The sequence below is a fragment of the Paenibacillus sp. SRL342 genome (assembly GCF_984798905.1).
In genome coordinates this window covers 4427062-4439627 of record NZ_OZ481790.1, presented here as the reverse complement: position 1 = coordinate 4439627, position 12566 = coordinate 4427062, and the positions used below count along the sequence as shown (strand labels likewise).

General features: G+C 49.6%; 15 protein-coding genes. All 15 read left to right on the top strand.

Features of this window, described 5'->3' with window-relative positions; all coding sequences use genetic code 11:
* The first annotated feature begins 106 nt into the window (after window positions 1-106).
* The 15 genes from terS (at window position 107) to AC4E8D_RS19305 (ending at window position 12555) form a co-directional block, all read left to right on the top strand.
* Window positions 107-904, top strand: a complete 798-nt coding sequence (gene terS, locus AC4E8D_RS19375; protein ID WP_490205112.1) for a phage terminase small subunit — start codon at window positions 107-109, stop codon at window positions 902-904.
* A complete protein-coding gene (locus AC4E8D_RS19370) occupies window positions 897-2231 on the top strand; it encodes a PBSX family phage terminase large subunit (protein ID WP_490205111.1) in 1335 nt (444 codons plus the stop codon). The genes terS and AC4E8D_RS19370 overlap by 8 nt, the downstream gene beginning before the upstream one ends.
* Before the next feature lie 135 nt (window positions 2232-2366).
* Window positions 2367-3845, top strand: a complete 1479-nt coding sequence (locus AC4E8D_RS19365; protein WP_490205110.1) for a capsid protein — start codon at window positions 2367-2369, stop codon at window positions 3843-3845.
* Window positions 3842-4966 (top strand): phage minor capsid protein, encoded by a 1125-nt coding sequence (locus tag AC4E8D_RS19360; RefSeq protein ID WP_490205109.1) that lies wholly within the window; start codon window positions 3842-3844, stop codon window positions 4964-4966. The genes AC4E8D_RS19365 and AC4E8D_RS19360 overlap by 4 nt, the downstream gene beginning before the upstream one ends.
* Before the next feature lie 122 nt (window positions 4967-5088).
* A complete protein-coding gene (locus AC4E8D_RS19355; protein ID WP_490205108.1) occupies window positions 5089-5667 on the top strand; it encodes a phage scaffolding protein in 579 nt (192 codons plus the stop codon).
* A 17-nt stretch (window positions 5668-5684) separates the two neighbouring features.
* Window positions 5685-6638: a major capsid protein gene (locus AC4E8D_RS19350; protein WP_091014791.1), complete on the top strand. Its 954-nt coding sequence runs from the start codon at window positions 5685-5687 to the stop codon at window positions 6636-6638.
* A 13-nt stretch (window positions 6639-6651) separates the two neighbouring features.
* Complete coding sequence (locus AC4E8D_RS19345; RefSeq protein WP_490205107.1) at window positions 6652-6921, top strand: hypothetical protein; 270 nt, start codon at window positions 6652-6654, stop codon at window positions 6919-6921.
* Window positions 6922-6928: 7 nt separating this feature from the next.
* Entirely contained in the window at window positions 6929-7291 is a 363-nt protein-coding gene (locus AC4E8D_RS19340) for a head-tail connector protein (protein ID WP_091014787.1), read from the top strand.
* Between the two features lie 2 nt (window positions 7292-7293).
* Window positions 7294-7620 (top strand): hypothetical protein, encoded by a 327-nt coding sequence (locus tag AC4E8D_RS19335; RefSeq protein ID WP_490205106.1) that lies wholly within the window; start codon window positions 7294-7296, stop codon window positions 7618-7620.
* A 35-nt stretch (window positions 7621-7655) separates the two neighbouring features.
* Window positions 7656-8009: a hypothetical protein gene (locus AC4E8D_RS19330; RefSeq protein ID WP_490205105.1), complete on the top strand. Its 354-nt coding sequence runs from the start codon at window positions 7656-7658 to the stop codon at window positions 8007-8009.
* On the top strand, window positions 8006-8395 hold the full coding sequence (locus tag AC4E8D_RS19325) for a minor capsid protein (protein WP_490205104.1): 390 nt from the start codon (window positions 8006-8008) through the stop codon (window positions 8393-8395). Before AC4E8D_RS19330 ends, AC4E8D_RS19325 begins: the two co-directional genes overlap by 4 nt.
* Before the next feature lie 9 nt (window positions 8396-8404).
* Window positions 8405-8857, top strand: a complete 453-nt coding sequence (locus tag AC4E8D_RS19320; RefSeq protein ID WP_490205103.1) for a phage tail tube protein — start codon at window positions 8405-8407, stop codon at window positions 8855-8857.
* A 25-nt stretch (window positions 8858-8882) separates the two neighbouring features.
* Window positions 8883-9188 (top strand): hypothetical protein, encoded by a 306-nt coding sequence (locus AC4E8D_RS19315; RefSeq protein WP_490205102.1) that lies wholly within the window; start codon window positions 8883-8885, stop codon window positions 9186-9188.
* Window positions 9133-9534, top strand: a complete 402-nt coding sequence (locus AC4E8D_RS19310) for a Gp15 family bacteriophage protein (RefSeq protein WP_490205101.1) — start codon at window positions 9133-9135, stop codon at window positions 9532-9534. The genes AC4E8D_RS19315 and AC4E8D_RS19310 overlap by 56 nt, the downstream gene beginning before the upstream one ends.
* The gene (locus AC4E8D_RS19305; RefSeq protein WP_490205100.1) at window positions 9535-12555 is read left to right on the top strand and encodes a phage tail protein; all 3021 of its coding nucleotides are present in this window, start codon (window positions 9535-9537) and stop codon (window positions 12553-12555) included.
* The last annotated feature ends 11 nt before the right edge of the window (window positions 12556-12566 follow it).

The following is a 12566-nucleotide window of genomic DNA, read 5'->3' as shown; positions in this document are numbered from 1 at the left end:
TCGGCGTGGTTGTGGGAAAGTACATATGTACAAAACACTGGGTTTTGAACACATGTCTTTGCATAAATATTGCATATACGATGTCAGGGGTGAGGTGCATTATGTAATGGCGAGAGAGAGAAGCCCGGACCGCAAGAAAGCATTAGCGATGTGGTTCGCCAGTGGCAAAGAAATGAAGCCAGGGGAGATTGCCGAAAAGCTTGGAATCAGTGCTGGTCTTGTTCGTAAATGGAAAAGCCTTGATGAATGGGAGAAGCAGCCTGAGCCACGCCCGGGAGCGCCCAAGGGCAATCAGAACGCAGTAGGCAATAGAGGTGGGCACGGTGGCCCATACGGCAACGATAAAGCCGTAAAGCATGGTTTATTCCGTAAGTTTCTGCCAGATGATGAAGAAACGCAAGAGATTTATGACACGACAGCCGAGCTTTCCACGTTGGACATCCTGTGGGAAGGCATACGCATCCAGCTCACGAACATTATACGCGCTCTTAAAACACAGCATGTAACGGGCAAGGATGAGATGATAAAGGAAGTCAAAAAGCAGAAATTTGAGATCCATAACACGGGTACCAAGAAGGAACCTAAGTTTGAACAAATGATGACCGAACAGGAATACGAATTCCAATTTTCGTGGGAACGATCAGCAAACAGCCTGAAAGCCATGGCTGCTGCATGGACGGCGCTGGGCGGCTCCATTAAGAAGTATGAGGATGTTTTGCGGCTGGCTTCCCCCGATGAGGTGAACGAAGTCCAGAAGCAGCGCCTGGAGCAGATCAAGGCCAGCATTGCCGTGATGCGTGGCAAGGTGCCAGATAACAGCAAGCTTGACCTGAATCAGCAAATTACCGCCTTGGCTGACTTGATTAACAACCCTGTGCCGGAACGGGTGATAGACGATGACTGACACAGCCCTGATTCCATATGCTCCATTTAATACGAAGCAGTCGGAATATATCCGGCGTTGCCAGGACTCGTGGCTGAACGTAGCTGAGGGCGGCAAGCGTGCAGGCAAGAACATCATTAACCTGATTGCCTATGCCATGTGCTTGGAGGTTCACCCGGACAAGCTTCACTTGGTCGCTGGGGTGAGCATGGCAGCCGCGAAGATGAACGCCATTGACTCGAACGGGTTCGGGCTGCAATGGCTGTTCAAGGGGCGTTGCCGGGAAGGGGAATACAAGGACCGTGCAGCACTCTTCATTCAGACCAAGACAGGCGAGAAGATTGTCATTATTGCTGGTGGCGGTAAGGCAAACAACGCCGCACTGATCAAGGGTAACTCTTACGGGACAGCCTACGTGACGGAGGTTAACGAGTGTCATCCATCGTTCGTCAAAGAGGTATTTGACCGGACGTTGGCGTCCACCAAGCGGCAACTGTTCTTTGACCTTAACCCGAAACCCCCAGCCCATTGGTTCTATGCAGACATCTTGGACTTTCAGGATGAGTTGTTGAAGCAAGGGGAGAATGAGGGGTACAATTACGCACACTTTACCGTGTTTGATAACCTGAGTATCCCAGACGACCGACTCAAGGCGATGCTGATCACTTATGACAAGTCCAGCCTGTGGTACAAGTCAGAGATTAAGGGTGAACGGACGGCAGCTACAGGACGGATATACACGGGCTACACTGTCAAGGATGTCATTATTACTCGGGAGCAGATACGGGCCGAGCGGTTCATTGAGTTTTCGATTGGCATAGACGTTGGGGGCACTGACGCCACGGTTGCCACGCTAACCGGATTCACGCCACGACATGGCACGGTTATGTTGCTGGATGGCTATTACCATAAGCAGGGCAAAGAGAATGGCTATACACATGACCGGTACGCCAAGGAAGTCGTGAATAAGATTGTCGAGTGGTCGGAAACCTATCCGGCCTTTTTGTCGTGTGCCCACATTTTTGCGGAATCCGCTGACAAGTTGTTTCGGCAAGCCCTGGCTAATGAGCTAAGGCGGCGGGGTATACACATTCCAGTTGTGCCTGCTTACAAGAAAGAGGGCATCGTGGACCGGATCCGGCTCACAACTATTCTCATCAACCAGGGCAGATACAAGGTGATGGCCCATCTAAAGCAGTGGCAGGAAGCCCTAGAGAATGCCACATGGGATGAGAAGGAGCGCCAGAAAGGTGAATGGGTCCGGACGGATGACGGCAGTTACCCGGTTGACTGCTTGGATAGTAGTGAATATGCCGTGCAGCCGTTCAAGCGCAGATTGGAGGTATGAGGATGTTCAAGGCAGATGGACAGTGTAAGGATTGCCTATTTTTGCGACTTTGCATGGCTGCTGAATTACCGCATTGCGATGGAGCATATGCAGTAGATAGGAGTGGTGAGAGTGGGGTGGTTTCAGAATATGGTCATGAAGATATTAAGAATTCAGCCAGCACCGGAGAACAAGTCATTCATCATTCGTGAGCCGTTCAGCTATCGGACCAGTGTCCTGCGTAACCGGCTCTGGTATCGTGGAGATCCATCTGAGCTGGAACAGTTCTACAAGCAGTCGGTCACAGATAACGTGAGTCGTTCCCGATTCTGGGCAGCGGTACCGAGTGAGAACCGGCATATTCGGAAGATCCATTCAGGGCTACCAGCTATGATCGTGGAACGTCTGTCTGACATCGTGGTTTCGGATATGGACCAGATCGAGCTGAAGACATCGGAGCAGACAAAGCTGTGGGAGGAAATCGCCAAGGATAACAACTTTGATGAGTTGCTGGGTAGTAGTCTGATTGAAGCGCTGGTAGAGGGGGACGGGGCGTTCAAGGTGACTCTGGATACAGACATTACCCCGTACCCGATTATTGAGTTCTATGCAGGAGATAAGGTTCAGTATAGACGAGAACGTGGCAGGCTCCAGGAGATCATCTATTACACGGAGTACCGTCATAACGATAAGGATTACCAGCTCGAAGAGACATTTGGCAAAGGGAAGATCAATTACAAGCTGCTGAGTGCGGACGGGAAAGAGGTTCCTCTGGCTATGGTGCCTGAATTGGCTGGCTTAGATGAAACGACATTTACGGGTGACTTCATTTGGGGCGTGCCGCTGTCTGTGTTCAAATCATCCAAGTGGCCGGATCGAGGCAAGTCCATCTATGAGAGTAAAGCAGATAGCTTTGACGCTTTGGATGAGGTTATCAGTCAGTGGTGGGATGCCATTCGATCCGGACGAGTGCAGAAGTACATTCCGGAAGACCTGCTTCCTCGGGATCCGAACAACGGAATGCCCATCAAGCCGAATCCATTTGATATGGACTTTATCGCTGCGGGTAGGACGATGGCCGAGGATACCAAGGATCAGATTTCCCTGGTGCAACCGGCAATTCTCTATGAGGCGTTCGTATCGTCATACGCCTCTGCATTGGACATGTGCTTGCAGGGGATTGTATCACCGTCAACGCTTGGCATCGATCTGAAGAAGACGGATAATGCCGAGGCGCAGCGGGAGAAAGAGAAGGCAACGCTGTATACCCGTGGCAAGATCATTGAACGCTTGAATGAAGTCATTCCGGAATTGGTGTCTATTGTGCTGAGGGTACACGATAACAACCTGCAACGGAATCTAGGGGAGTATGAAGCATCCGTCAAGTTCGGTGAATACGCTAGTCCTTCATTTGATGCTGTTGTTGAGACGGTAGGCAAGGCCCGGACGTTCGGTGTAATGAGCGTAGAGCGTGCGGTCGAAGAGATGTATGGCGATACTTGGACGGATGAAGAGAAGGCAGAAGAGGTTAAACGCCTGAAAGATGAACAGGGGATCACCTTTGAGGAACCGGCACTGAATCGTGATGCTCCACCAGATACAGAGGAAGAGGATCCAGAAGAGGATGAGGTATGAAGAAGAGATATGACATCCGTCAAATCTTCTCTGACATGGAAATGGATCTGATCAAGTCCATGAAGCGCAACCTGAAACGTCATGAGCTTTCCGAAGAAGAGGAAGGCAAGGAATGGGAGCAGTGGCAACAACGCAAGCTGCAAGACATCCAGCAGTACCGCAAGGAGACACGCCAGATATCCAAGCGCTATGAACCGGAAGTCAAGAAGGCAGCCGAGGAAGAGGTTAAAGGCTCCTGGCGGCGTGGGGCTGATCGGGTGAAAGATACGGTAAAGAGCCTGTGGAACAAGATCACGGGCAAAAAGCCGGATATAGAGCCGGAAGATGGTTCAGACCGCAGCTTCTTCAAGCTCAATGAGAAACGGGTTAACGCTCTGGCTGATGCAGCACAAAACAATCTGCAAATTGCCCGTCATGCCATGCTAAGACAAGCAGATGATGTGTACAGACTGACCATCTACAAGTCCCAAGTATATTTGAACAGTGGTGCCGCTTCGATGAATCAGGCTATAGATATGGCGACCAAGGAGTTTCTGGAGAAGGGGTTTGACAATATCACCTATGCCAATGGACGGCGGGTGAACATTGCTTCCTATGCTGAAATGGCGTTGCGTACATCTTCACAGCGTGCGGTGTTTGCCGGAGAGGGTGCCAAACGGGATCAACTCGGCATTCGAACCGTGGTCATATCTTCACACGGCAACTGTTCGAAGCTGTGTCTGCCTTATCAGGGCAAGGTGTTCATTGACGATGTGTATTCCGGGGGATCGGCTGCAGACGGGGAGTACCCGCTTCTGAGTACCGCCATAGCCGGGGGCTTGTTCCATCCGAACTGTCGTCACAACATGACCACGTTCATTCCAGGTACCAGTTCATTACCAAAGCCTGTTGACGATGAGAAGGCACTATCCAACTATCAGGCCGAACAGAAGCAGCGATACATGGAACGCCAGATACGCAAGTACAAGCGCTTGGAAGCAGGGAGCGTGGACGAAGAGAACCAAGCGAACTACAAGGCCAAGATTAGACAATGGCAAGCTCAGATAAGGATGCACCTGCGAGAACATGATTACTTACGTAGGGATTCCAAACGTGAAAAACTTAGGATACCGCCAATTTAGCACCTTCTCATGCAGAGGGTGCTATCTGTGTTGCCGTCTTTTTGGTATTGAAGACGTTAAAGAACAAGACATCACCGGACGCGACCGGGTAAAAAGCGAAGATGAATAGGGAGGCAATTGATATGAACAAGGAACAGTTTATTGCATTGGGATTCACAGAGGAACAAGCGGAGAAAGCAGCTACTGCTTCTCAAGATGAGCTGAAGGGCTTTATTCCTAAGACGCGATTTGATGAAGTAAACACAGCAAAGAGTAAAGCGGAGAATGATGTTGCTGATCGAGATAAGCAGATTGCAGAGTTGGGCAAAACTGCGGGACTGTCTGAGGATCTGAAACAACAGATAGAGACGTTGAAAACTGAGAATCAGATAGCCAAGACGCAATATGAATCCGATCTGAAGGAAGTCAAGATCAGCAACGCCATTACGGCTGCATTAACCGGCAAGGTTCATAACGAGAAAGTTGTAACGGGGCTGATCGATAAGACGAAGCTGGTCCTTGGAGACGATGGCAAGATTGTTGGTCTTGATGAGCAGCTGACGGGATTGAAGACGTCGGATGCGTACTTGTTCAAATCGGATGATCAGGAACAGCAACAACAGCAGCAACCAGGCATTAGAGTAGGTGCTGGTAGAACAGAGCCGCCTGCTGGTGGACAACTCTCCTTGGGAGATGCAATTGCTGCACAATTAACAAAATAGAATAGGAGCTGATTTGAATGGCAGTAACATTGGCAGAAGCAAAGAAAAACGTACAGGATGCAATTACACTTGGGGTGATTGATGAATTCCGGAAGAATAACTTCCTACTGGAAAACCTCACCTTTGATGATGCGGTTTCCCCAACTGGCGGGGGCTCTACATTGACTTACGGTTATACCCGTTTAGTCACGCAACCTACAGCTCAGTTCCGTGCAATTAATACTGAGTACGTACCACACGAAGTAACTAAGCAGCGTCACACCGTTGATCTGAAGGTGTTCGGTGGTACGTTCCAGATTGACCGAGTTATCGCTAATATGGGCGGAATCGTGAGCGAGGTTACGTTGCAAATGGAACAGAAGGTTAAAGCTGCACAAGCGCTGTTTAACGATACGGTTATCAACGGTGATTCCGCAGTGGACGCTTTGGCTTTTGATGGCCTTGACCAAGCCTTGACAGGTTCCAGCACAGAGTTTATCCCTGGAACCGCTCTTGACCTTTCGAATGCTGCGGCAGTTAAGGAAAACTACGTTGATTTCCTCCACATGCTGAATAAATTCCTGAAGAAACTGGACGGAAAACCTTCCGTTATCGCTAGTAACTCAGACATGATTACAGCAATTCAGCTTTGCGCTCAGTTGGCTGGACGTTATCAAATCTCTACTAATGAATTTGGAGAGCAAGTTGAATCATACAATGGCATTCCTTTGCTTGATTTGGGTGAGAAAGCAGGAACAAATGATCCTGTAGTAGCGACAAATGGCGCCGGAGAAGCACCGCTTTTCGCTATGCGTCTTGGTTTGGACGGATTCCACGGTGTATCTATGGCAGGCGTAGCGCCTGTACAGACGTGGTTGCCTGACTTCACCACATCGGGAGCAGTGAAGACGGGTGAGGTGGAGATGGTTGCGGCCGTGGCACTGAAAGCGACCAAGGCAGCTGGCGTAATGCGTAAAATTAAAGTTTCCTAGGGAGGAATAGATCATGGCTAAAGTAATTGCACCAAATAAGGAATACACAGGGTTGTCTGCAGGTGTTGCTTTCGCAAATGGCGTGGGTGAGACAGACAACCCTCATTTGCTGAACTGGTTCGAGTCGAAGGGCTACGAGGTTGAGAAGGATCCCGTAGATCAACCTGATGATGTACCTGTTCTTAATCTGGAGCCTGGTGATATCACAGGTGATGAAGCAACGGATCTGCCCGCTGATCCGCCTGAAGATAAATCGGCAAAAAGCACTAAAGCCGGAAAGTAGGTGCCATATGCCCTACGCTACACCGGATGAATATGAACTGTATGGGGGCGACATGATTCCGGCTGAGGACCTGAATAAGGCTCTTAGTCGGGCATCCGACCAAATAGACAGCCTGACATACAATCGCATCGTGCAACGTAGCCTGGACGGCCTGACAGCCTTTCAGCGGGGGAATGTGGTCAAGGCCGTATGTCAACAAGCGGATTTCCAGTTCCAATATGGGGATTACCTGGACTTTCCTCTCTCTGGATACTCCGCCGGCAGCGTCAGCGTATCATTTAAGGCCGTTGAAGGTGCTGGTGGGGTTAAGACTACCGAAGGCGTTACAAGCCTGTTGAGGGCAACCGGGCTGATGAATAGGGGGTTGTGAGGATGCGAGGTAAGTTTCCGTTTCCGCACTGGATTAATAACGCAACGGTTGAAGTATTTAAAACCGAGCTGTCAGAAGACGGGGAGCCAGTTGAGACACAGCTCTATTCAGGGCCTTGTAACTATGATGAGAAATCAAAACAAGTGCTGGATAAGGAGCGCCGACTGGTCCGCCTGTCTGGCCGAATAATCATTGAAGGCGATATAGCCCCCGGTCAACAGATCGAGGGGCTTGTTCGTATTGTTGGTGCTGAAAGAACAATTTTTCGATCCGAGCGGCCACGAAATCCAGATGGCAGCATATTCAGTACTGAACTGGAGCTGAGCTGATGGTTAAAGTGAAAGTGACTATGGATCCCCGGGCTATGCGGGAGCTTGCAAATGCCCCGATCAAGGCGCTTGAAGTCGTAGCGAACGGGAAGGAACAGAGCATTTTGACCGAGATTGCCAATGCTGCTGTTGTTCCGAAGCAGACAGGTGAGTTGGAGCGAAGCGCCTGGGTAGACAAAACGGGGCTGAAAAAGGGCCAGGTCAAGATTGTCTATGACACGCCGTACGCACGCCGTCTATACTGGCACCCAGAATACAACTTCCGCAGGGATAAGAACGCCAACGCCCAAGGGTTGTGGCTGGAAGCTTGGCAACAAGAGCAGAAGGGTTGGATACGCAAGACGTTTGAAAAGCTGGTCAAGAAGTTTGGGGGTGGGTTCATCAAATGATGCTGTCCGAGATTCGGGATTGGCTGAAAACACAGATCGATTCCCCAAATTGGTACATTGGCAAGATCGACGGCAAAAAGGAACAGTCCGTTGGGATTTACAACTTGAACACCGGACAACCTTACATTGCCATCGGAGGGCTGGAGAACACCAGCTATGCCAGCAAGTCCATATCCATCCTGGTTCACTGGTCAAAGAATGCAGATACAGCGGAGCGTAAGGCCCATGAGGTCTATGCTGCGCTATTTGGTCGTACCGATGGTGAGATTGCGGGCCATCGTGTCATTGCCTTTGAGATGCGGACACCATGGCCTATTGATGTGGGCACGGATGATGCAGGGACTTACGAATACGTGATTGAGACAAAGATTTATTACGAGAGGTAGGGGAATGGAATGCCGACAACGGGCGTATTTCCGGTTCATAACAATATTTTCAAAGTAGGTATCAAGGGCCGTGCTTCCACAGATTCAGAAATGATGATGATCAAGGATCTGGAGAATTTCGCGCCAGCCATCGACGGTAATACCGAAGAATGGAGTTCGATGGACCAAGCGGGCTGGACAAGACGTGCGGTAACAGGTAAATCCTTGTCGTTCAGTTTCAGTGGGAAGCGGAACTATGGCGATCCAGGTAATGATTACATTGCAGGTTTGATGTTGGGGACGGGTCAACAGGTGGAAACGGTATTTGAATGGACCATGCCTTCCGGTGCGAAGCTGACCATGAATTGCGTTATTAACTTGACCACACCAGCAGGCGGCGACAGTACGAACATTGACGGTCTGGAATTCGAGCTGCTGTCTGACGGTAAGCCGGAGTTTGAGATAGCACCAACCACACCATAACTCATAAACCAAGGGGGATTTTAAGATGGCCAACATTATTAATCTTACAGATAAATTTGCAACAGACGAGGTAGCATCCATTCAGATCGGAAACAAAAAGTATCCAATCAACAATTCCGTTGAAGCTGTATTGGGTTTTGAAGAACTGGCAAATGACGCATCCGTGAAAGGACTCCTGAACGCAATCGAAGGGTCTTTGGGCGAGAAGGCCGTTACTGAAATCGGTGTGAGAAAAATGAGCGTCGAAAACTTGAAAGTGCTTATGTCTGGTCTGGTTGCAGCCATGCAGGGCCTATCCTACGAGGAAGCCGCCGCCCGATTTCGACAATAGTGCCGCGCCGGAAAACTGGTACGATTTGCGCGAGGACTGGTCTTTAATTGAAGCCAGTCTTGCCAAACAGTACGGTATCCGCATCCGGCAGCACGGAGACATGCCGTGGGAAGAATTTTGCACATTGGTTGGGGGCCTTATGCCGGATACACCATTGGGAAGCATCGTAACCATCCGAGCGGAGAAGGACCCGAAGACGATCAAGGGTTTCAGTGCGGATCAGCGCCGCATTTACAATGACTGGCGTAAACGGCAAGCAAACCAGAAGTTGACTGATCCTGAGAAGTTAGATCAGGAGATGAAGAGTCTGGAAGCGGCAATGGCCCGGATGTTTGGGGGTGGGTAGATGGCTAGCGCAGGACGGGTAGATTTAGACCTAGGACTCAATTATGGGCCGTTTCAAAGTCAACTTAACGGAATCGCTGGCACAGCTACCAACCTTGTCGGCGGGGCCTTTAGGGGCCTTGGCGGCATCATTGCTGGAGCCTTTGCGGTTCACAGCATAAAGAAATTCGGCGAGGAAGCCATCAACCTGGCATCGGATCTGGCGGAAGTGCAAAACGTGGTGAACGTTACGTTCCGTGCAATGACCAGCCAAATTAACAACTGGTCCACTAACCTGATTGACGACTTTGGTTTGTCGGAGCTGGCAGGGAAGAAATATGCATCCACTATGGGTGCAATGTTGAAAAGTTCGGGAATCACAGGAGAAGCCATGAAACAGATGTCCGTTAAATTGACGGAATTGTCTGCTGACATGGCTTCTTTTTATAACCTGAAAACAGACGATGCTTATTACAAAGTGTTCTCAGGTATGGTCGGTGAAACTGAGCCACTGAAGCAATTGGGTGTCAATATGTCCGTGGTCAATATGGAAGCCTACGCGATGTCCCAGGGCATCACGAAATCATGGCTATCCATGACACAATCGGAACAGGCCATGCTTCGGTATGGCTACTTGCTACAGGTAACGGCCGATGCTCAGGGTGACTTTGCCCGTAACGGCCAATCATGGGCGAACCAGATTCGAATCATGGGCGAACAGTGGAACATCTTTAAAGGCACGATGGGTGCGGGCTTTATCAACATATTGGCCCCTATCGTAAAAGGGCTCAATTGGGTTATAGCTAAGTTGCAGATTGCAGCAGCCTATTTCAAGGCATTTACGGAACTGGTCTTTGGTGATGCCGTGAACGCTGGTGGTGCCGGAATGACAGTGGCTACCGATGCCATGGGCGGCATGGGGGATGCAGCGGCCGCGGCAGCTCCTGCTGTAGAAGATACAGGGAAAGCGGCTGAGAAGTCAGCCAAGAAGGCGAAGAAAGCCGGAAAAGACATGAAGGGCAGTCTGGCCGGATTCGATCAGCTCAATACACTTGCTCAGTCCGCGGCGTCCGCTCTGGATGATGCAGGTTCTAAAGCTGCTGGAGCTGGCAAAGGAATAGGCGGGGGCTTGGGCGGTTTGGCTGGGTTTGGTGACTTGGACTTGGGAACACCATCCATTGAGGTGGACCCGATCAAGCAGCAAGTGGCCGCTTTCCTGGAAGACATCAAATCTCGTTTTGCTCAAGCTTGGTCTTTCATATCCGCAGGCTGGGCGGGAATCGCTCCGGCTTTCCAGCCTTTTGTGGACATGATGGGCCCTATTGGTAAGTCCATTGACAATATGGGCCAAACTTTCCAACGGCTCAAAGATGGCGTCCTGGTACCGATGGCAAAATACATTTTAGGGAATTTCATCCCATCTATTGTTGGTGGGTTTGTGAAGTCTTTCGCCCCGGTGATTGCGGATCAGATCGTGTGGGCGTTTGATTTGCTTGATCGGACATTCGAGAATTCAACTAATCAATCCATTAAGCTATGGGATACTGTGTGGTTGCCGAGTCTTAATAAGGTGAAGAACGCATTTGTTACTAACATGCCGCTCATTGCAGCATCGTTACAAAGCTTGCTGGATGGGACGCTTAACCCATTCACCGACTTCATGCTTAATGAATTTGCCATTCCTATATCGGCTACATTGACCGAGACACTTGTCCCGATCTTCACGGATACACTGGTCTGGGCGATTGACACATTCGCAAAAACGTTTGATAACGCAGTCAATCACATCAACGATTTGTGGGCTGGTACGTTGAATCCGGCACTGGAGAAGTTCAGGGATTTGTTCTTGGACATCATTCCACAGATCGGTGATGCATTTGATAACTTGCTGAATGGCACAATTAAACCATTTGTGGATTATGCATTAAATGAATTCATCATTCCTATTGCCGCAAAGATCATTGATACGCTGGTGCCGATCTTTACAGACGTTTTGGTGAAAGCATTTGAGGAAGCGGCCAAGACATTCAAATGGGCCGTAGACATGATCAATGATATCTATAACACGGTGTTGAAACCCGTCTTTGACCTGATCAAGAAAATTGTCTTGGATACGCTCCAGATCGTTAAGGACCTATGGAATAAGTATGGGAAGGATATCCTTGACAAGATATCTGAGATGATGGAATCCACACGAAAGTTGTTCCAGAAGCTATGGGACGATATCCTGAAACCGATCATAGAGCCGTTCCTCAAAAAGCTGAATGAAATTTGGGACGGTACGCTCAAAGGGATCATTAAGCAAGTGGGCGAGGTTGTCATGAAGCTGGTAGCGGCGGCGCTGGATATCTACAACAAGTTCATTGTTCCATTAATCAGCTACATTATTGACAAGCTGGCTCCGAGCTTTACCAAGGGGTTCAATATCGTATTGAACATTGTCACCACTGTAGTTAAAAGCGTAGGCGACATCATCAAGGGTCTGCTGAAAACGCTTGGCGGGATCATTGATTTTGTTGCAGGCGTATTTACGGGTGATTGGAAAAAGGCCTGGAACGGTGTCAAAGACATCTTCGGTGGCATTTTCGATTCATTGTATGGCTTGGTTAAAGCGCCATTGAATTTGATCATTGACGGAATTAACAAGGTAATCGGAGGGTTTAACAGCCTTAGCGTTACCATTCCGGAATTCGAGATATTCGGAAATAAAGTGGGCGGGGGCAGTGTCGGCCTTCCTAATCTTCCGAAGATACCGAAACTGGCGAAAGGTGGTTTGGCCTATGGTCCAACGCTTGCCATGGTCGGGGATAACCGGGGCGCTTCCGTTGACCCAGAAGTCGTGTCGCCGCTGTCCAAGCTTCAAGACATGATTGGCGGCAACAATCAGCCTATGGTTGAACTTCTATCCATGATCTTGGATGCCATACGGAACAATGACAAACAGACTGTCATACAGCTCAATGGTACGGAGCTGGGGCGTGCTGCTGTAAGTGCCATAAACGACATTACAAGGCGTACAGGCCGTTCGCCATTAACGACATAGGAGGGATTACA

Excerpts from the sequence above, each read along its gene's own strand:
- AC4E8D_RS19330 (WP_490205105.1), top strand. The coding sequence starts at position 7,656 with ATGCGGGAGCTTGCAAATGCCCCGATCAAGGCGCTTGAAGTCGTAGCG.
- AC4E8D_RS19360 (WP_490205109.1), top strand. The coding sequence starts at position 3,842 with ATGAAGAAGAGATATGACATCCGTCAAATCTTCTCTGACATGGAAATG.
- AC4E8D_RS19315 (WP_490205102.1), top strand. The coding sequence starts at position 8,883 with ATGGCCAACATTATTAATCTTACAGATAAATTTGCAACAGACGAGGTA.
- terS (WP_490205112.1), top strand. The coding sequence starts at position 107 with ATGGCGAGAGAGAGAAGCCCGGACCGCAAGAAAGCATTAGCGATGTGG.
- AC4E8D_RS19345 (WP_490205107.1), top strand. The coding sequence starts at position 6,652 with ATGGCTAAAGTAATTGCACCAAATAAGGAATACACAGGGTTGTCTGCA.
- AC4E8D_RS19340 (WP_091014787.1), top strand. The coding sequence starts at position 6,929 with ATGCCCTACGCTACACCGGATGAATATGAACTGTATGGGGGCGACATG.
- AC4E8D_RS19370 (WP_490205111.1), top strand. The coding sequence starts at position 897 with ATGACTGACACAGCCCTGATTCCATATGCTCCATTTAATACGAAGCAG.
- AC4E8D_RS19350 (WP_091014791.1), top strand. The coding sequence starts at position 5,685 with ATGGCAGTAACATTGGCAGAAGCAAAGAAAAACGTACAGGATGCAATT.
- AC4E8D_RS19365 (WP_490205110.1), top strand. The coding sequence starts at position 2,367 with ATGAAGATATTAAGAATTCAGCCAGCACCGGAGAACAAGTCATTCATC.
- AC4E8D_RS19355 (WP_490205108.1), top strand. The coding sequence starts at position 5,089 with ATGAACAAGGAACAGTTTATTGCATTGGGATTCACAGAGGAACAAGCG.
- AC4E8D_RS19335 (WP_490205106.1), top strand. The coding sequence starts at position 7,294 with ATGCGAGGTAAGTTTCCGTTTCCGCACTGGATTAATAACGCAACGGTT.
- AC4E8D_RS19305 (WP_490205100.1), top strand. The coding sequence starts at position 9,535 with ATGGCTAGCGCAGGACGGGTAGATTTAGACCTAGGACTCAATTATGGG.
- AC4E8D_RS19325 (WP_490205104.1), top strand. The coding sequence starts at position 8,006 with ATGATGCTGTCCGAGATTCGGGATTGGCTGAAAACACAGATCGATTCC.
- AC4E8D_RS19320 (WP_490205103.1), top strand. The coding sequence starts at position 8,405 with ATGCCGACAACGGGCGTATTTCCGGTTCATAACAATATTTTCAAAGTA.